Annotated in this window: 19 protein-coding genes and 1 riboswitch; of the genes, 10 read left to right on the plus strand and 9 right to left on the minus strand. The window is 70.7% G+C overall.

Annotated elements, in window-relative coordinates:
* The 5 genes from VM306_RS02110 to VM306_RS02130 form a co-directional block, all read right to left on the minus strand.
* Positions 1–184, minus strand: a 184-nt coding sequence (locus VM306_RS02110) for an Imm1 family immunity protein (RefSeq protein WP_325510483.1), incomplete at its 3' end; no start/stop codon positions are given.
* Between the two features lie 392 nt (positions 185–576).
* Positions 577–2196, minus strand: coding sequence for a chaperonin GroEL (gene groL, locus VM306_RS02115; protein WP_325510484.1), 1620 nt, complete (start codon positions 2194–2196; stop codon positions 577–579).
* A 211-nt stretch (positions 2197–2407) separates the two neighbouring features.
* A complete protein-coding gene (locus VM306_RS02120; RefSeq protein WP_325510485.1) occupies positions 2408–3631 on the minus strand; it encodes a serine/threonine-protein kinase in 1224 nt (407 codons plus the stop codon).
* 68 nt (positions 3632–3699) lie between these two features.
* Positions 3700–3906 (minus strand): cold-shock protein, encoded by a 207-nt coding sequence (locus tag VM306_RS02125; protein ID WP_030470913.1) that lies wholly within the window; start codon positions 3904–3906, stop codon positions 3700–3702.
* 76 nt (positions 3907–3982) lie between these two features.
* Positions 3983–4624: an AIM24 family protein gene (locus VM306_RS02130; RefSeq protein ID WP_325510486.1), complete on the minus strand. Its 642-nt coding sequence runs from the start codon at positions 4622–4624 to the stop codon at positions 3983–3985.
* Between the two features lie 70 nt (positions 4625–4694).
* Here VM306_RS02130 and glp point away from each other — a divergent pair, with 70 nt between their 5' ends.
* From glp to pssA, 4 genes are all read left to right on the plus strand, one after another.
* Positions 4695–5891, plus strand: a complete 1197-nt coding sequence (gene glp / locus VM306_RS02135) for a gephyrin-like molybdotransferase Glp (protein ID WP_325510487.1) — start codon at positions 4695–4697, stop codon at positions 5889–5891.
* A 24-nt stretch (positions 5892–5915) separates the two neighbouring features.
* Positions 5916–7325, plus strand: a complete 1410-nt coding sequence (locus VM306_RS02140; RefSeq protein ID WP_325510488.1) for a M48 family metallopeptidase — start codon at positions 5916–5918, stop codon at positions 7323–7325.
* Between the two features lie 204 nt (positions 7326–7529).
* Positions 7530–8225, plus strand: coding sequence for a phosphatidylserine decarboxylase (locus tag VM306_RS02145; protein WP_325510489.1), 696 nt, complete (start codon positions 7530–7532; stop codon positions 8223–8225).
* Entirely contained in the window at positions 8225–9193 is a 969-nt protein-coding gene (pssA, locus tag VM306_RS02150; RefSeq protein ID WP_325510490.1) for a CDP-diacylglycerol--serine O-phosphatidyltransferase, read from the plus strand. Before VM306_RS02145 ends, pssA begins: the two co-directional genes overlap by 1 nt.
* Here pssA and VM306_RS02155 read toward each other — a convergent pair.
* Positions 9160–9699 carry a hypothetical protein gene (locus VM306_RS02155; RefSeq protein ID WP_325510491.1) on the minus strand — a complete coding sequence of 180 codons (540 nt, stop codon included), beginning with the start codon at positions 9697–9699 and terminating at the stop codon, positions 9160–9162. The genes pssA and VM306_RS02155 overlap by 34 nt on opposite strands.
* A 204-nt stretch (positions 9700–9903) precedes the next feature.
* Between VM306_RS02155 and VM306_RS02160 the strand changes: the two genes are divergently transcribed.
* Positions 9904–12057 carry an AAA family ATPase gene (locus VM306_RS02160; protein WP_325510492.1) on the plus strand — a complete coding sequence of 718 codons (2154 nt, stop codon included), beginning with the start codon at positions 9904–9906 and terminating at the stop codon, positions 12055–12057.
* Between the two features lie 124 nt (positions 12058–12181).
* On the opposite strand, the gene VM306_RS02165 is transcribed toward VM306_RS02160, so the two are convergent.
* Both VM306_RS02165 and VM306_RS02170 read right to left on the minus strand, forming a co-directional pair.
* The gene (locus tag VM306_RS02165) at positions 12182–12799 is read right to left on the minus strand and encodes a LytR C-terminal domain-containing protein (protein WP_325510493.1); all 618 of its coding nucleotides are present in this window, start codon (positions 12797–12799) and stop codon (positions 12182–12184) included.
* Positions 12796–13077, minus strand: a complete 282-nt coding sequence (locus tag VM306_RS02170) for a DUF3263 domain-containing protein (protein ID WP_325510494.1) — start codon at positions 13075–13077, stop codon at positions 12796–12798. The genes VM306_RS02165 and VM306_RS02170 overlap by 4 nt, the downstream gene beginning before the upstream one ends.
* Before the next feature lie 108 nt (positions 13078–13185).
* On the opposite strand from VM306_RS02170, the gene VM306_RS02175 reads away from it, so the two are divergent.
* The gene (locus VM306_RS02175) at positions 13186–13764 is read left to right on the plus strand and encodes a peptide deformylase (RefSeq protein ID WP_325510495.1); all 579 of its coding nucleotides are present in this window, start codon (positions 13186–13188) and stop codon (positions 13762–13764) included.
* Here VM306_RS02175 and VM306_RS02180 read toward each other — a convergent pair.
* Entirely contained in the window at positions 13761–14696 is a 936-nt protein-coding gene (locus VM306_RS02180; RefSeq protein WP_325510496.1) for an aldo/keto reductase, read from the minus strand. The genes VM306_RS02175 and VM306_RS02180 overlap by 4 nt on opposite strands.
* A gap of 72 nt (positions 14697–14768) precedes the next feature.
* On the opposite strand from VM306_RS02180, the gene VM306_RS02185 reads away from it, so the two are divergent.
* From VM306_RS02185 to VM306_RS02200, 4 genes are all read left to right on the plus strand, one after another.
* Positions 14769–15371 (plus strand): LysE family translocator, encoded by a 603-nt coding sequence (locus VM306_RS02185; protein ID WP_325510497.1) that lies wholly within the window; start codon positions 14769–14771, stop codon positions 15369–15371.
* 256 nt (positions 15372–15627) lie between these two features.
* Positions 15628–15909: a hypothetical protein gene (locus tag VM306_RS02190; protein WP_325510498.1), complete on the plus strand. Its 282-nt coding sequence runs from the start codon at positions 15628–15630 to the stop codon at positions 15907–15909.
* Between the two features lie 173 nt (positions 15910–16082).
* Positions 16083–16205: riboswitch (TPP riboswitch) on the plus strand.
* Positions 16197–17846: a phosphomethylpyrimidine synthase ThiC gene (gene thiC, locus VM306_RS02195; RefSeq protein WP_325510499.1), complete on the plus strand. Its 1650-nt coding sequence runs from the start codon at positions 16197–16199 to the stop codon at positions 17844–17846. Its footprint overlaps the riboswitch before it by 9 nt.
* Positions 17846–18188 (plus strand): bifunctional hydroxymethylpyrimidine kinase/phosphomethylpyrimidine kinase (locus tag VM306_RS02200; protein ID WP_325510500.1); only part of this gene is annotated, 343 nt, incomplete at its 3' end. The genes thiC and VM306_RS02200, both read left to right, overlap by 1 nt.

The following is an 18188-nucleotide window of genomic DNA, read 5'->3' on the forward strand; positions in this document are numbered from 1 at the left end:
CCCGCCCGATCCCGGCAAGGTCCACGCAAGTCGGGCGCTCACCTGTCTGGTGGAATTCCTCCAGTGCCGCGAAAATGCGATCGATCGGGATTGCCGCATTCGCCGGGAATGGCGTCCTCGTGTCCGTGTCGATGTACAACGTCGGCGATTTCGCAGCGGATTGCTCGCCACGGGTGGCGTACACCCCGGTCGAGGTGTTCCTTCCGCGGGCGGTTCCCAGGACTCCGGGCTGAGGAACAGCAGGGCACCCACTCGTTCGGGATTCGCCACGGCGACTTCGATCAGGGTGTCGGGCTCGTCGTGCGGACCGACCGTAGGGCGTTCTCGAGCGATGACCAGGACAGGCCTGACGAGCCGTGCTGGGACACGACCAACGCACGCAAGCCGAGCCGCACGCGCCTGGCTCGCCCCGACACGCGCCTACCTGCCCCAGGCCCGACTCCAGCCCGCCCCTGGCACGCCCCGGCCCGCTCCTGAACCCGCGCCCGGCGCACCCCGAGCGCCCCCAGAACAGCCGAAAGGCCCGGCTCGCCGAAGCGAACCGGGCCTTTCGGAGGTGGAGCGGAGCGGACGGACTCAGAAGTCCATGCCGCCGGCGTCCGGAGCGGCGGGAGCGGCGTTCTTCTCCGGCTTGTCCGCGACGACCGCCTCGGTCGTCAGGAACAGCGCGGCGATGGACGCGGCGTTCTGCAGCGCGGAGCGCGTGACCTTGGCCGGGTCGATGATGCCCGCGGCGATCAGGTCCTTGTACTCGCCGGTCGCGGCGTCCAGGCCCTCACCCGCGGGGAGGGACTTGACGCGCTCGACCACGACGCCGCCTTCGAGGCCGGCGTTGATGGCGATCTGCTTCAGCGGAGCCTCGACGGCGACCTTGACGATGTTCGCGCCAGTGGCCTCGTCGCCCGTGAGCTTCAGGCCCGCGAAGGCGGCCTCGGCGGCCTGGAGCAGCGCGACGCCACCACCGGCGACGATGCCCTCCTCGACGGCGGCCTTGGCGTTGCGGACCGCGTCTTCGATGCGGTGCTTGCGCTCCTTGAGCTCGACCTCGGTGGCCGCGCCCGCCTTGATGACGGCGACGCCACCGGCGAGCTTGGCGAGGCGCTCCTGGAGCTTCTCGCGGTCGTAGTCGGAGTCCGACTTCTCGATCTCGGCGCGGATCTGGTTGACGCGACCCTGGATCTGGTCGGCGTCACCGGCACCCTCGACGATGGTCGTCTCGTCCTTGGTGACGACGACCTTGCGGGCCTTGCCCAGCAGCGAGATGTCGGCGTTCTCCAGCTTCAGGCCGACGTCCTCGGTGATGACCTGGCCACCGGTGAGGGTGGCGATGTCCTGGAGGATGGCCTTGCGGCGGTCACCGAAGCCGGGCGCCTTGACGGCGACGGACTTGAAGGTGCCACGGATCTTGTTGACGACCAGGGTCGCCAGGGCCTCGCCCTCGACGTCCTCGGAGATGATCAGCAGCGGCTTGCCGCCCTGCATGACCTTCTCCAGGAGCGGGAGCAGGTCCTTGACCGTGGAGATCTTGGAGCCGAACAGCAGGATGTACGGGTCCTCGAGGACCGCTTCCTGGCGCTCGGGGTCGGTCACGAAGTAACCGGAGATGTAGCCCTTGTCGAAGCGCATGCCCTCGGTGAGCTCGAGCTCGAGCCCCAGGGTGTTGCTCTCCTCGACGGTGATGACGCCTTCCTTGCCGACCTTGTCCATCGCCTCGGCGATGAGCTCGCCGATCGTGGAGTCAGCGGCGGAGATGGACGCGGTAGCAGCGATCTGCTCCTTCGTCTCGATCTCCTTGGCGGCCTTCAGGAGCTGCTCGGCGATCGCCTCGACGGCCTGCTCGATGCCGCGCTTGAGGCCCAGCGGGTTGGCGCCCGCCGCCACGTTGCGCAGGCCCTCGCGGACCAGAGCCTGGGCGAGCACGGTCGCGGTGGTGGTGCCGTCACCCGCGACGTCGTCGGTCTTCTTCGCGACCTCCTTGACGAGCTCGGCCCCGATCTTCTCCCACGGGTCTTCGAGCTCGATCTCCTTCGCGATGGAGACACCATCGTTGGTGATGGTCGGCGCGCCCCACTTCTTCTCGAGCACGACGTTGCGGCCCTTCGGGCCGAGCGTCACCTTGACGGCGTCAGCGAGGATGTTCATCCCGCGCTCGAGTCCGCGACGGGCTTCCTCATCGAACGCAATCATCTTGGCCATTGCGGTGTGTTCCTCCGCCTTTGTGGATTCTGGGCCACTGCGGGCACACGCCCACAGCGGAACACGGTGCAGTGGCCAGGTTGGTGCCCGCGACGGACGACCCCGGAGGGCCTCACCGTCCCAGCCTCACTGCTTTGGCACTCGACTGTGCCGAGTGCTAGTTCGTGTTTAGCACTCGGCACGGTCGAGTGCAAGCGCACTCAGGCGACTCTCAGCGTGACGTGCGCACCGGCACGGAGGTGGGCAGCGGCTTGCGCGAGGTCGAGCCCTCGTCGCCGATGTTCAGCGTCGGAGAGGAGTTCGTCTTGGGCTGACGTGCGGGTTCGTCGCCGGGTGACAGGATGATCACCACGATGACGATCACCACGATCGCCACCGCGGCCGCGATGACCGGCGCGAACCACGCGGGCCGTTCCTTGCGTCCCGACGTGAACGCGCTCACGCCCACCTGGTTCGGCGGGCGCAGGCGGACCGGGTCGGACAGCGGTTGCTGCTGGTAGCCGACCTGGTACGGGTTCTGCTGCTGCATCGGCCCCGACACCGGCGACTGGGCGGGGACCGAGCCGGACTGCGGCCCCAGTGGAGCGGGAGCCGAGCCGAGCGCGACCCCGGAGAGGGCGACGCGGGCGGCGGCGATCAGGTCGGCGCAGCTCGCGTACCGCTGCGACGGGTCCTTCGAGGTGCCCTTGCGGATCACCTCGTCGATCGCCGGCGGCAACGCCACGAGCTGCGACAACGCCGGAACGGTCTGGCCGAGGTGGCCCGCGATGACCTCCTGCACGCCGCCCTGGAACGGCGGGCGGCCGGACAGGCAGGCGAACAGCATGCAGGCCAGCGCGTACTGGTCGGTGCGGCCGTCGACGGGCTCGCCGCGCAGGTGTTCCGGCGCCGCGTAGGTCGGCGAGCCGAGGAAATCACCCGTACGGGTGCGGTGGCCGGTGGCGCCGCGGCGGGTCAGGCCGAAGTCGGCGACGTAGACGTGCTCGCGCACGCCCTCCTTGGTGGTGACCAGCACGTTCGCCGGTTTCACGTCGAGGTGCACGAGCCCCTTGCCGTGCAGCATGTCGAGCGCCTCCGCCACCTGGGCGAGCAGCGTCAGCGTGCGCGCGGGGGTGAGCGGCCCCTCCTTGATGTGACCGGCCAGGTCCTGGCCGTCCACGAGCCGCATGGCGATGTACAGCAGGCCGTCGACCTCGTCGAAGTCGTACAGCGGCACGATGTTCGCGTGGTCGATGGCGGAGGTGTTGCGCGCCTCGTCGACGAACCGCTCGCGGAACTCCGCGTCGGGCGCCAGGTGCTCACCGATGACCTTGAGCGCGACCTTGCGGCCGAGCCTCACGTCCGTGGCCCGGTAGGTCACGCTCATCCCACCGCGGCCGAGCACGCCGTCGATCCGGTAGTGGGCGATCCGCCGTCCGCTCAGGTCCTCAGACACGCGAGGCAGCCTAACGCCCGCCGAGATCCCCGTGCCCCTGGTCGGTCCAAGCTGTGATCGAAGTGGCCCTACCCGGCCCGCCGGACGTCCGACGCCTGGCTGCGCCCGTCCCGGCCCGCCTGCACCTCGAACTCCACGCGGTCACCCTCGGAGAGGGTCCGGAAGCCTTCCATCTGGATCGCCGAGTAGTGCACGAACACGTCGGGCCCTCCGTCGGTTGCGATGAAGCCGTATCCCTTTTCGGAGTTGAACCACTTGACGGTACCGAGAGCCAAGGCGTCCTCCTTCAGATCACGCAGGCAGAACGCAACGCTAAAAGAAGAAAAGTCACGCGGATACCTCCTTACGGAGTCATGAACGCGAGCTGACTCCGTTGGCGCGCAACCAGGTGGTGAGCCGGCGGGGTCCGCGCGTCTGGGTGATGACGGCACCGGGACCGGCGAAGTCGAACACCAGGCCCTCGCCGGTGTGAATGGATTGCGCGCCATCGGGCACCGACGGGCGGAGCCTGCATTGCAGGGTGTCCGCGAACGCCACGACGTGATCGCTGCTGATGGTCACGGCCTCCCCGGTCGCCAGCGTCACGAGGTCGAGAGCGCCGCAGCAGGCCAGCACGACGGTGCCCTGGCCGTGCGCGTGGTTCAGGAAGCCCTCGGCGCCGCCGAAGAGCGCCTTCATGAGCGCCGACTCGGGGTTCATCGCCACGGTGCTGCCGGACGCGACCCAGCCGTACCGGGAGACGCACCAGCCGTGCTTGCCGTCGAGCTCGACGAGGTGCAGGTCGCCGGGCAGCACGGGCGCCGCGTCGATCCAGCCGCCCTCCACGCCCGCCGTGCACAGCGCCACGGCCTTCGCTCCCGCGCCCTTCACCTCGACCGCGAGCCCGTAGCTGGTGGCCGCGATGGTCATGGGGTCGACCAGCACCATCTCGCCGGGCGCGAGCACGAGTCTCGCCACGCCGAACGTCGGTGTGTGCCTGGTCCGGACCTGCACGAACAACACCTCCGGTGAAGAACTGCGCAATCGATCGTCACGACCGGCGCGACGTTGGCAGTATGCAGTCGTGTCCCCCACCTCTGTCGCCGAACACCGCCAACGCGTCGCGGAGCTCGTCGGGCTGATGCCCGTGCTGTGGCTGCCGCTCGAGGAGTGCCTCGGGCTCGTGCTCGCCGCCGACGTCATCGCGCCGCTCTCCCTGCCGCCGTTCGACAACTCCGCGATGGACGGGTACGCGGTGCGCGCCGCCGACCTGGCCGGTGGGCTCCCGGTCCGGCTCCCGGTCGCCGACGACATCCCGGCGGGCCGCGTGGAGCTGAACCCGCTGGAGCCCGGCACGGTGCAGCGGATCATGACGGGCGCCCCGGTGCCGCCCGGCGCGGACGCGGTGGTCCAGGTCGAGTGGACCGACGCCGGCACGGAGACCGTGACCGTCAACCGGGCCGTCGAGGCCGGCGCGAACATCCGCACCGCCGGCGACGACGTGGGTGAAGGCGACCCGGTGCTGGTCGCGGGCACCGTGCTGCGCCCGTCCACCCTCGGTCTCGCCTCCGCGCTCGGGCTCGCCGAGCTGCCGGTGCGCCGCCGGCCGCGCGTGCTGGTCCTGTCGACGGGCTCCGAGCTGGTCGAGCCGGGACAGCCGTTGCGGCCGGGGCAGATCTACGAGTCGAACGGCATGATGCTCGCCTCCGCCGTGCGGGACGCGGGGGCCGTCGCCGTGCAGCTGCGGTTCGTGCCGGACGACGTGGACGCGTTCCACGACGCCCTCAGGCCCTACCTCGGCTCGGTGGACGTGATCGTGACGTCCGGCGGGGTCAGCGCGGGCGCGTACGAGGTGGTCAAGGACGCACTCGCGAGCCACGACGTGACGTTCACCAAGGTCGCGATGCAGCCAGGCGGTCCGCAGGGTTCCGGCCGGTACGAGGGCCTGCCGGTGCTGACGCTGCCGGGCAACCCGGTGAGCGCGCAGGTGTCGTTCGAGGTGTTCGTGCGGCCGGCGCTGCTCAGGTCGATGGGCCACACGCAGGTCGAACGGACGACCGTCCGCGCGACCGTGTCGGCTCCGCTGACGTCCCCCGCGGGGAGGACGCAGTTCCGGCGCGGTCTGTACGACCCGTCGTCCGGCCAGGTCGTGACGCCGGTGGGCGGGCCGGGGTCGCACCTGCTGTCGGCGCTCGCGCTGTCGAACTGCCTGATCGAGGTGCCGGAGGACGTCACGGAACTGGCCGCGGGAGCCGAGGTCACCGTGAGATACCTGCAGTAGGGACGGCCGTCCGGGGGCAGAGGGATGAGAGCGGTACTGGCGCTGGTGGTGCTGGCGGGCTTCTTCGTGCTCGCGGTGGCGCTGGCGGGCGGCCTGACGGCGCTCGCGGTCTGGCGGTTCTCGGTCGGCGACGCCGAAAGCGGAGCCTGGATGCTCGTCGTCGCCGTGGCGCTGGGCGGACCGGCGCTGTGGGCGACGGTGCGGGCGCTCTTCGCGCGGCCGGAGCCGAGCGGGTTCGCGATGTCCCGCGAGAACCACCCCCAACTGTGGCGGCACGTCGACGAGCTGGCGCGCCTCGCGGGCACCCGCGGCCCGGACGACATCCGGCTCGTCGACGGCGCGAACGCGAGCGTCTGGGAACGCCGTGGCGAGCGCTACCTGGAGCTCGGCCTGCCGCTGGTGGCGGGGCTGAGCGTCGGCGAGCTGCGGTCGGTGCTGGCCCACGAGTTCGGCCACTACGGCGGCGGCCACACCCGGCTGGCGTCGATGACCTACCGGGCGAAGCTCGCACTGGAGCTGTCGATGCGCGAGGACCGGGTGTTCGGCCTGCTCAGCGCGTGGGCCCACCTCTACGCGCTGGTCGCGGCGTCGGAAAGCCGCGACCACGAGCGGTTCGCCGACGAGATGGCCGTCGCCGCGGCAGGCCGTGACGCGGCACGGCGGGCGTTGCTGCGCATCGGACCGGTGGGCGAGGCGTGGGGCGACTACCTCGCGCACTACGTGTCGCTGGCGGTCATGGCCGGGCGCACGCCGCCGTTGCTCGACGGTTTCCGCTCCTACCTCGGCCACCCCCGGCGCGTGCACGACCTGCGCGACCTGGAGCGCGTGCTGGCCGAGCGCGAACCGGCGTCGGTGTTCGACAGCCATCCGCCGGTCCGCGAGCGGGTGGCCGCGATGGCCTCGCTGAGCAGCGACGACGTCCCCATCGACGAACGGCCGGGCTGGACGCTGCTCTCCGGCGTCCCGCGGGAGGCGGTGTCGACGCTCATGGGCGTCGAGGGACCGTTCGCGACGTGGGAGGAGCTCGTCGGGCTCAGCGGTGCCGCGCAGGTGCGGCGCTACGCGGAGGCGCTGCGGCACGCGGGCAGGGTGAGCAAGGTCGGTGAGAGGCTGACCGACGTGCTGGCGGCGCTGGAGCGGGGTGATCTGCTCAAGCTGACCGGGGCGCCGGTGGACGCCTCGCTGACTCCAGGGCAGGTCCACGAGGCGGCCGTCGAGACCGTGACGGAACTGCTGGCCTGCGCGGTCGCCCACCAGCTCGTCTCGGCCGACCGCGCGACGCTGGAACTCAACTGGGGCGGCATGTTCGCGCTGCGCCTGCGCGACGGAGCTGCGGTCTACCCGGACGATCTGGTCGCCCCGGCGGTGCGAGACGCCAACCGCGTGCCCGAGCTGCGGCTGCGGCTGCGCGCGATCGGCGTGGACGGAGTGTGACGGAACGCTCACCCAACGACGTTGTTCAGGCCATGTGACGGGGATTACACTAGTAGCAGGCGCCGGTCGGCGCGTGCGTTCGTCGGGGGATGCACGGGCCGACCGGCCACTTGTCTTTCCGGCAGTCCTTATGGGCGGTTCGGCGTGTTGCCGTAGCGTGATGCCGCCCGACAACCCACCGAAGCTACGGAACTCACAGACACGATGAGCAGCGAGAAGCCCGTCTCCCACTTCCTCGAACTCGCGCGCGGCATGGTGCCGCCGATGCACCCGGCAGGGCGCCCGTTCGTCGCCGGTGCGGCGATCGCGACCCTCCTCGTCCGGCTGCGCTTCAAGCGGCTCGGCGTCGTCCTCGGCCTGGTCACGGCGTGGGTGGCGTGGTTCTTCCGCGAGCCGAGGCGTGTGACGCCGACCCGTCCGAACATCGCCGTGGCCCCGGCCGACGGCACCGTCTCGCACGTGGTCGACGCCGTCCCGCCCGCCGAGCTCGGTCTGGGCTCCCAGCCGATGACGCGCGTCAGCGTGTTCCTCTCGGTCTTCGACGTGCACGTGCAGCGCGTGCCCGCGGACGGCGAGGTCGTCCAGGTCTCGTACCACCCCGGCAAGTTCCTGTCGGCCGACCTCGACAAGGCGTCCGAGGAGAACGAGCGCAACACCGTCTGGCTGCGCACTCTCACCGGTCACGACCTGGTGGTCGTGCAGATCGCCGGCCTGGTCGCGCGCCGCATCGTGTGCGAGGTCGCCGAGGGCGAGAAGGTCGCCGCCGGGCAGACCTACGGCCTGATCCGCTTCGGCTCGCGCGTGGACCTCTACGTGCCGCGCGGCAGCCGCGTCCTGGTCGAGGCCGGCCAGCGCACGATCGGCGGGGAGACCGTTCTCGCCGAACTTCCGGAAGCCTGATGGCGCCCAGCGGGCCCGGCGTTCGCCTGCTGCCGAACGCGATCACGGTCCTGGCGATGTGCGCCGGCCTGTCCGCGGTGCACTTCGCGAACGTCGGCATGTGGGGCGCGGCCATCGCCTCGATCGCGGCAGCGGCCGTGTTCGACGGCCTGGACGGCCGCATCGCCCGCCTGCTGGACGCGACGTCGAAGATGGGCGCGGAGCTGGACTCGCTGGCCGACGCCATCTCGTTCGGCGTCGCGCCCGCCCTCGCGATCTACCTCTGGAAGTTCGAGGGCAACCGCGCCGGCTGGGTCATCGCGCTGATCTACGCGGTCTGCATGGTGGTCCGCCTGGCCCGCTTCAACACGCTGCTGGAGAAGGAACAACCGCCGTTCGCGAAGGAGTTCTTCGTCGGCGTCCCGGCTCCCGCGGGCGGGTTGCTGCTGCTGCTCCCCCTGATCATCGAGGAGCAGGTCCGCACCGACGGCTGGTGGAACTCGCCCTACGTCGTCGGCGCCTGGACGGTCGTGGTCGCGATCCTGCTCGTGTCGCGGATCCCGACCCTGTCGGTGAAGACCGTGAAGGTGCCGCCGCGCGCGGTCGCGCCGCTGCTGGTCGTCGTCGGCCTGCTCGCCGCCGCCGTCATCACGTACCCGCTGGTGGCTTTGATCATCGCGATGGTCGTGTACCTGGCGCACCTGCCCTACTCGGTGCGGCGATACATGTGGCTGTCCAAGCACCCCGAGGCGTGGACCGTCACGGGCGTGGAGCGTCGCGCGATCAAGCGGGCGCACGGGGTGGCTGCTCGTCGTCTCGGCCTGCGTCAGCCATTGCGCGGTCGTGTGGCCGGTGCTGCCATTCGGGCTGTGCGTCGCCCTCGGCGTGATCCATCTACCGCCGCTGCGGCGGAAGGTGCGGCTCCCACGGCCGGGAACCGGCGCCGGTCTTGGCGTCAGCTCGGGCTGCGGCGGCAGTCGAAGCCCTGATTCGTTGGTTGCTCGGACCGCGGGCCGGACACGTTCATCGTGTCCGGCCCGCGGTTTTCTTCCCTCAGAACCCGAGCAATCCCCGACGCCGTGGCTTCCACGTCTCCCCGGTCGAGAGCAGCGGCCTCCAGGTGGATGAGAACGGTGGAGTTCTCCTGGCCGGGTAGTTCTTTCCGGTACGCGCCGATGCAAGCACCGAGAACAGCGCAGGCGAACGCCTCACGATCGGCTTCCACCGGATCGAGGCCGGTGGTGAGGCCAGGTCCCGGCGGGGTGGCCAGCACGAGCTCCGGAGCGTCGTCGCGCACGTTCAGCAGAACCTTCGCGATTCCGGCTTCCGGAGTTCCGCCGTGCCGTTCGTAGGCGAACGGCCACCACAGCACCATCGCGGAACAGCCGTGCCAGGTCTCGGCGACACTTCCGATCCGGAACTCGGCCGCGCTCCCGAGCCGGTCCGCCATCACGGCCAGCTTGGAAGCAGTGGCAGAAGCGATCACGTACCTCACCGGCACCCCCACGCCTGACGCATGCACAGCATCACCCGGCTACGTCCCAACTCGTCCAGTTCACCATTCTGAAGCGACCCCGGCACCGGCCGTGACGTCAGGTGCGAACGGCCTGTTCCTCCGTGAGAACACCGGCACGGCTGGCCAGGAAGACTCCGCCCAGGTAGACCTCGCGTTTCGCCGTGAGCAACTAGAGTCGTCGTCGTGATCACGCTGACGGCTCGCCTGTCCCCGTCCGCACTGGACACCCGGCGCGGTGTCGTCCGCCTCCACCCCGAGGTGCTCGACGCCCTGGGCCTGCGCGCCTGGGACGCCGTGAAGCTCACCGGCGCCCGCGTCAGTGCCGCCCTCGCCGCCGCCGGTGAGCAGCCGCCTGGCGTGGTGCTGGTCGACGACGTCACGCTCACGAACCTCGGCGTCGTCGAGGGCTCCGAGATCGTCGTGGCACCGGTCGAGGTCGCGGCCGCCCGTTCGATCACCGTCGCGGGCTCTCGGCTGGCCACCACCGCGTTGACGCCGGACCACGTGCGCATGGCGTTGACCGGCAAGGTGCTCACGGTGGGCGACAACGTGTCGTTGCTGCCGCAGGACCTCGCTCCGCCGCCCGGCGCGAACGTGTCCGAGACGCGGCGGAAGCTGTCCAACGCCATCGGCATGACGTGGACGAACGAGCTGATCACCATCACCTCCACCGATCCCGCGGGACCGGTGGCCGTGCGGCCGTCCAGCGTCGTGGGGTGGCGTTCGGCCTCGGCGCCGGCCGCCGAGGTGACGCCCGTGGTGGTGCAGGAGAAGCACGAGGCGTTGCCCGTCGCGGACCTCGTGGGGCAACGCGAGCAGGCCAAGCGCCTGACCGAGTGGCTGGAGCTGATGTTCCGGCAGCCCGAGCTGCTGACGAGGCTGGGTGCCTCCGCCCGCCTCGCCGCCATGGTCAGCGGGCCGGAGGGGGTCGGCAAGGCGACGCTCGTCAGGGCCGTGGCCAGGGCTGTGGGCGCGGACGTCGTCGAGCTGGCCGCGCCGAGCATCGCCGTGCTGGAGCCGGGCGCGATGGCCAAGCAGCTGGGTGACGCGATCTCCGGAGTGCCCGAGCGGCCCACCGTGCTGCTGCTCACCGACATCGACTCGCTGCTGCCCACCGCGCCGCCGCCGGTCGCGACCGTCGTGCTCGACATCCTGCGCACCGCTGTGTCGCGCCCCAACCTCGCCCTGGTGGTCACCTCGGCTCGTGCCGAGTCGGTGGACGCACGGCTGCGCGCGCCGGACCTGGTGGACCGCGAGCTGACGCTTCCGCTGCCGGACGCGGCCGGGCGGACCGAGCTGCTGCGCGTGCTGCTGCGCGACGTTCCGCTGGAGTCCGATGTGGACTTCGGCGAGGTGGCCGCCCGCGCACCGGGGTTCGTCGCGGCTGACCTGTGCGCGCTCCGGCGCGAGGCTGCTGTCCGGGCGGCGCTGCGGCAGCGCGAGGCGGCGGAACCCCGTGTGGGACAAGAGGATCTGCTGGGCGCGCTGAACACCGTGCGGCCGATCTCGATGTCGGCTTCCGACACGGTCCAGACGGGTGGCCTGACCCTGGACGACGTCGGCGACATGAAAGAGGTCAAGCAGTCGCTGACCGAGGCGGCCCTCTGGCCGTTGCGCTACCCGGACTCGTTCGCCCGGCTGGGCGTGGACCCGCCACGCGGCGTGCTGCTCTACGGTCCGCCGGGATGCGGCAAGACGTTCCTGGTCCGCGCGCTGGCGGGCTCCGGCCAGCTGAACGTCCTGACGGTCAAGGGCGCCGAGCTGATGGACAAGTTCGTGGGCGAGTCGGAACGGGCGGTCCGCGAGCTCTTCCGCCGCGCCTCGGACGCGGCCCCCGCCCTGGTCTTCCTCGACGAGGTCGACGCACTGGCCCCGCGCCGCGGCCAGTCGTCCGACGCGGGCGTGGCGGACCGGGTGGTGGCCGCGCTGCTGACCGAGCTCGACGGCGTGGAGCCGATGCGGGACGTCGTGGTGATCGCCGCGACGAACCGCCCGGAGCTGATCGACCCGGCCCTGCTGCGGCCGGGCAGGCTGGAACGCCTCGTCTACGTGCCGCCGCCGGACGCCGACGCGCGCACGGAGATCCTCAAGGCCGCCTCGCGCAACACGCCGCTGTCCGGCGACGTGGACCTGGCCGCGCTGGCCGGTGAGCTGGACATGTACTCGGCGGCGGACTGCGCGGGCCTGGTGCGCGAGGCGGCGCTGACCGCGATGCGCGAGTCGCTGGACGCGGCCGAGGTCACGCAGGCCCACCTGGCGAAGGCCCGCGAAGTCGTGCGCCCGTCGCTCAACCACGCCCAGCTCGCCTCGCTGGCGGCGTACGCGGCGGGGCGCTGAGGGCAGGAGGTGACGACGCCGTGGTCCACGGCGCCGTCGCCTGCACGGCTCTGGCCGCGCGCACCCGCGCGGACGGCACGAGGTCGCGGCGCCGCAGGCAACGGCGCCGCGCCGACCGCCGGGCCTACTTGCTCTTCGCCGCGCCCTGGTAGTCGTTGGTCACGATCAGGATGATCCCGGGTGCCGACGACTCGATGCCGTTGAACCGGGGCTCGACCCGAGCGCGCAGCACGGCCGCGAGCTCCTTGGCCGACGCCTCCTCCGCCGTGCCGGGGCGGTAGTACACGGTCGTGGTCGGGATCGTGCCCTGCGAGTAGTTACCGGTCTCGGCGACGTTCCAGCCGTTGGCCCTGACCTCGTCGGAGGCCTTGCTCGCGAGGCCGGTGATCGTCGAGTTGTTGTAGACCCTGACCGGCTCCTTGGTGACACCCGCCTGGGTGACGGGCGGAGGCGGCACGGCGGCGGACGAGCTGGGTGCTGTCGGCGCGGACGTCGGGGCGCTGGTCGTGGACGGCGGCGCCGACGACGGTGTCGTGGGCGCGGCGGAAGAAGGCTCGGAGGCGGACGTCGTCGTCGCCGGCGGGGGTGTCGTGGACGATCCCTCAGCCGACGGCGGGGAGTCGGACCCTCCGCCGAACAGGCTGATGACGCCGATCACCAACGCCACGGCGGCGACGCCGAGCAGGGCGAAGCCGGCTGCTTTGGCCGGGCGGGACGGGCTTGCGGACTCGGGGGAGGTCATCGGTCCTCGGTGCTCCTGGCGCGTGCGCGCACCCTTTGGCGGCCTGTCCGCACTCCCCGCAGCCGCTTGACCAGCATCGGGTCGGCCGCCATCGCGGCTTCCGACTCGATCAGGCCGTTCAGCAGCTGGTAATAGCGGGTGGCGGACATGTCGAACAGTTCCCTGATGGCCTGTTCCTTGGATCCCGAGTACTTCCACCACTGACGCTCGAACGCGAGCATCGTGCGGTCACGGCTGGTCAAGCCGTCAGCGGAGGTGAGCGTCTCGGTGTGATCCATCTGGCTCCCCACGGTCGCCACACCATCTCGGGTGCGGGCAATTCAATCACGTGATCGTTCCAACCTACCGCGCGACACCGACAGTTTCGGCTCGCTTAAAGTTTGCCCATGGCCGTGCACCGCATCCGCATCGTTGGCGACCCCGTGCTCCACAACCCGGCGCGCGAGGTCACCGAGTTCGACACCGGGCTGAAGGCGCTCGTCGACGACATGTTCGAGACGATGGCGGCGGCTCGCGGAGTCGGCCTCGCGGCCAACCAGATCGGCATCGACCTGCGCGTCTTCGTGTACGACTGCCCGGACGACGACGGCAACCAGTTCCGCGGCGTGATCTGCAACCCGGTGCTGGAGACCTCCGAGATCCCGGAGACCATGCCGGACCCGGACGACGACTTCGAGGGCTGCCTGAGCGTGCCCGGCGAGGCGTACCCGACCGGACGCGCCCGTTGGGCGAAGGTGACCGGCCTCGACCTCGACGGGCAACCGTTCGAGGTCGAGGGCACCGGCTTCTTCGCGCGTTGCCTGCAGCACGAGACCGACCACCTCAACGGCTTCACGTACCTCGACCGCCTCATCGGCCGGTACAGGAAGGAGTCGAAGCGGATGCTGCGCGACAACGACTGGAACCAGCCGGACCTCTCCTGGGACCCGGCCGACCCCGCGAACTTCGGCGACGACGAGGACTAGCCCCTCAGCACCGACTCCACCTGCTCCAACTCGTCGGCCGACAACGGCCCGAACGCCAGCGCGCCCGCGTTCTCCTCGGCCTGCGCCACCGTCCGGACGCCCGGGATCGGCACCAGCCGGGGAGAACGCGCCCACAGCCAGGCCAGCGCCCCCTGCGCCAGCGTCCGCCCACCCGACGTCAGCACGTCGCGCACCGACTCCCTGGCGGCGACGAACTCCGGCACCGGCCGTCCGTCCCGGAAGAACCTCATCCACGCGGGCACCTTGCCGCGCACGTCGTCGTCCCCGAGCTGCCCGTCGAACGACTCCCGCGCCAGCAGTCCCATCGCGAGCGGACCCCGGCACAGGACGTCGAGGTCCAACGCCCGGATCTCCGGGTTGTCGACCAGCACGTTCAGCTCCGCCTGCACGACCGTGCAGTGCTCCCCCGCACCGAAGAACGCCGCCCGCTCCGCGTCGTCGGTGCTCCAGCCGTACGAACGGATCTTCCCCTCCGCCACGAGCTCCTCGCAGGCTTCTCGCAACGGCTCGGCCAGCTCCACCGGGAGGCCGCCGAGGTGCAGCTGCTGCACGTCGATCCAGTCCGTCCCCAACCGCCGCAACGACGCCTCGACCGCGCGGCGCAGGTACGGGACAGAAGCGTCCGACCCGGTCATCTGCCGGCTGGCGGCATCGAACGTGTTGCCCCACTTGGTGGCGATCACCACCTGGTCACGCACGTCCGCAAACGCTTGCCCCACGAGCGTCTCCGCGTGCCCGCACCCGTAGACGTCGGCCGTGTCGAACAACCGGACGCCCAGGTCGAAGCCACGTCGCAACGCCTTCACCGACTCCGCGTCGTCACTCGGCCCCCAGCCCGCCGCCTGCGCACCGTCCCAGAACGGTCCGCCCATCGCCCACGTGCCGAACCCCAACTTCCCCAGATCAGTCATGGGTCCACCGAACATCCTGGAGCGCACTCCAGGTCAAGAAAAAAGTTGCGCCCCTGAGCCACCATTCAGGGCATGCCACTCGACACCGTCGTCGCCTTCGTCGCGGCCTCGTTCCTCATCGCACTGTCGCCCGGACCTGGCACGGCCATGGTCCTGCGACAGTCGGTGCACGGGCGGAAGGCCGCGCTGGCGACGGTGTTCGGCATGGAGACCGGTGTCGCGTGCTGGGCGATCGCGACGGCGCTGGGCGTGAGCGTGCTGCTCACGGCGTCCGAGATCGCCTACCACGCGCTGCGGATCGGCGGCGCCGTCTTCCTGATCTACCTCGGCGTGAAGGCCCTGATCAGCAAGAGCCTGCCCACCAGCGCGCCACCGCCCGCCGGCCACGCGTTCCGCAGCGGCCTGGTCGTGAACCTGGCCAACCCGAAGCTCGGCGTGTTCGCGATCTCGTTCCTACCGCAGTTCGTGCCTGCCGGGGAGGCCGGCAAGGGGGTTCTGCTCTTCCTCGCCCTCGGCTGGGTCGTCATCGACACGCTCTGGTACCTGCTCATCGTGGCGGTCCTGCACACGATCCGGGGCTGGCTCAGCCGCCCGCGGGTCCGCCCGGCTCTCGAGAAGCTGTCGGGCTGCGTGCTGCTGGCGCTCGGAGTCAGGCTGGTACTCGACCCGCGTTGAGATCGTGTCGCCCCGGCGCCAGAACAGCTCGGGCAACCCGGCCAGCTCGTCCAGGGTGTGGCAGGCGGCCATCGTCCCGTAGCCGCCGGCCAGCACGTGCGCGCGGATCCGGTCCAGCCGGCCGAACTCGATCACCTCACCGGCGATCAGGAACGGCAGCACCAGCTGCCAGGCCTGCACCACGGCCGGACGGCGCCGGTGGGGTGCGCGCAGGGCGGCGCGGGCGACCCGGAGCAGGTGCTCGTTCGCGCTCATCGTGTTCGGGTGGGCCGAGTGGTCCCAGCTCCACCTGCGCTCCTCCGTCACGGCGCACCGCACGCACTCGACGGGCCCGGTGCCGAGCTCCGCGCCGCAGCGGGAGCACGCCAGCAGCGTCATCGCCCAGTCGACGCACGTCCACGGGTACTGGCCGACGTCGGAGGAGGTCACCAGCTCGGCCAGCTCCCGGTCGGCGAGCTGCGACGACGTCCGCAGCGCCTCCCAGTCGGCGAGCCAGAACTGGTCGAGCAGCTCGGCGCAGAAGCCGCAGTCGGGGTAGCCGCGTCCTGCCAGCTCACCGCACGAAGGGCATGCCGAGACCACGGCGGGACGTTGACCGCGACGCGCGCCGGGCGGGAACGGCTGATGATCCGCCACGAGGGAGAACATTAGGGCCAAACCCCGCCCTTGGCAGCTGCGGCGCGCTCTGACTATGGTCGGGTCTCGACAACTCAACAAGAACGCGGGAGCTCGCGCCTGAGCGGGCTGAGAGGGTGACTGGTCTCATGACCGGTGTCACCGACCGCCTGAACCTGACCGGGTAATGCCGGCGTAGGGAGGAATGTCGTGACGGCACTTGACGACCGTTCGGTCGAGCCCAGTGTGACCACCGGCCCGATCTCGGGCTCGCGCAAGGTGTACCGCGAGGTGTCCCCGGACATCAGGGTGCCCTACCGCAGGGTGGAGCTGACCAACGGCGAGCATGTCGATCTCTACGACACTTCCGGTCCGTATACCGACGACAACGCGACCATCGACGTCCACAGTGGACTCCCGGACATCAGGTCCGGGTGGATCGCGGCACGGGAACCGATCAACGGAGCTGTCAGCCAGCTCGCGTACGCGAAGGCCGGGATCATCACCCCGGAGATGCGCTACATCGCGACGCGGGAGAACCTCGACGCGGAGTTCGTGCGCGACGAGGTGGCCATCGGGCGCGCGGTCATCCCGTTGAACCGCAGGCACCCCGAGGCCGAGCCGATGATCATCGGCAAGAAGTTCCTCGTGAAGATCAACGCCAACATCGGCAACTCCGCCGTGTCGTCGTCGATCGAGGACGAGGTCGAGAAGATGGTGTGGGCGGCCCGCTGGGGCGCCGACACGATCATGGACCTCTCCACCGGCAAGAGGATCCACGAGACGCGCGAGTGGATCCTGCGCAACTCCCCCGTCCCCATCGGCACCGTGCCGATCTACCAGGCCCTGGAGAAGGTCAACGGCGACCCGGCGGCGTTGTCGTGGGAGGTCTACCGCGACACCGTGATCGAGCAGTGCGAGCAGGGCGTCGACTACATGACCGTGCACGCGGGCGTGCTGCTGCGGTACGTGCCGCTCACCGCGAAGCGCGTCACGGGCATCGTCTCGCGCGGTGGGTCGATCATGGCCGCGTGGTGCCTCGCGCACCACAGGGAGAGCTTCCTCTACACGCACTTCGAGGAGCTCTGCGACATCCTGCGCACCTACGACGTGACGTTCTCGCTGGGCGACGGGCTGCGGCCCGGCTCCATCGCGGACGCCAACGACGAGGCGCAGTTCGCCGAGCTCAGGACGCTGGGCGAGCTCACCCACATCGCGCGCGCCAAGGACGTCCAGGTCATGATCGAGGGCCCCGGCCACGTGCCGATGCACAAGATCGCCGAGAACGTCCGACTGGAGGAGGAGTGGTGCGGCGAGGCGCCGTTCTACACCCTCGGCCCGCTGGCCACGGACATCGCGCCGGCCTACGACCACATCACGTCCGCGATCGGCGCGGCGCAGATCGGCTGGCTGGGCACGGCGATGCTGTGCTACGTGACGCCGAAGGAGCACCTGGGCCTGCCGAACCGGGACGACGTGAAGACCGGCGTGATCACGTACAAGATCGCGGCGCACTCGGCCGACCTGGCCAAGGGGCACCCGGGCGCGCAGGACTGGGACGACGCGCTGTCGAGGGCGCGGTTCGAGTTCCGGTGGGAGGACCAGTTCAACCTCTCGCTGGACCCGGACACCGCGAGGTCGTTCCACGACGAGACGCTGCCCGCGGAGCCGGCGAAGACGGCGCACTTCTGCTCGATGTGCGGGCCGAAGTTCTGCTCGATGAAGATCACCCAGGACGTGCGGCGGTACGCGGAGGAGCGCGGGCTGTCCACGGTGGAGGCGATCGAGGCGGGCATGTCGGAGAAGTCGCACGAGTTCGGCGACCGCGGCGGCAAGGTCTACCTGCCGGTGGTCGAGTAGTGGCGCCCACCCCGCCCAGGGTCCTCACCCTCGCCGGGTCCGACTCCGGCGGTGGTGCGGGCCTGCAGGCCGACCTGCGGGCGCTGTTCGCGTGCGGGGTGCACGGGATGACGGCGGTCACCGCGGTCACCGTGCAGACCTCGCTGGGCGTCACCGGGTACACCGAGATCCCCGCCGGGGTGGTGGCCGCGCAGATCGAGGCGGTGGCCACCGACATCGGGGTGAACGCCGCCAAGACCGGGATGCTGGCGTCGGCGGCGATCATCGAGGCGGTCGCCGAGGTGCTGGACCGGGTCGACGTGGGCCCGTTCGTGGTGGACCCGGTGGCCGCCTCGATGCACG

The sequence above is a fragment of the Lentzea sp. genome (assembly GCF_035525475.1).
Classification (GTDB): domain Bacteria; phylum Actinomycetota; class Actinomycetes; order Mycobacteriales; family Pseudonocardiaceae; genus Lentzea.

Coding starts and splice junctions, on each gene's coding strand:
- pssA (WP_325510490.1), top strand. CDS start 8,225: ATGGCGCCCAGCGGGCCCGGCGTTCGCCTGCTGCCGAACGCGATCACG.
- VM306_RS02165 (WP_325510493.1), bottom strand. CDS start 12,799: ATGACCTCCCCCGAGTCCGCAAGCCCGTCCCGCCCGGCCAAAGCAGCC.
- VM306_RS02180 (WP_325510496.1), bottom strand. CDS start 14,696: ATGACTGATCTGGGGAAGTTGGGGTTCGGCACGTGGGCGATGGGCGGA.
- VM306_RS02145 (WP_325510489.1), top strand. CDS start 7,530: ATGAGCAGCGAGAAGCCCGTCTCCCACTTCCTCGAACTCGCGCGCGGC.
- groL (WP_325510484.1), bottom strand. CDS start 2,196: ATGGCCAAGATGATTGCGTTCGATGAGGAAGCCCGTCGCGGACTCGAG.
- VM306_RS02175 (WP_325510495.1), top strand. CDS start 13,186: ATGGCCGTGCACCGCATCCGCATCGTTGGCGACCCCGTGCTCCACAAC.
- VM306_RS02170 (WP_325510494.1), bottom strand. CDS start 13,077: ATGGATCACACCGAGACGCTCACCTCCGCTGACGGCTTGACCAGCCGT.
- VM306_RS02185 (WP_325510497.1), top strand. CDS start 14,769: ATGCCACTCGACACCGTCGTCGCCTTCGTCGCGGCCTCGTTCCTCATC.
- VM306_RS02140 (WP_325510488.1), top strand. CDS start 5,916: ATGAGAGCGGTACTGGCGCTGGTGGTGCTGGCGGGCTTCTTCGTGCTC.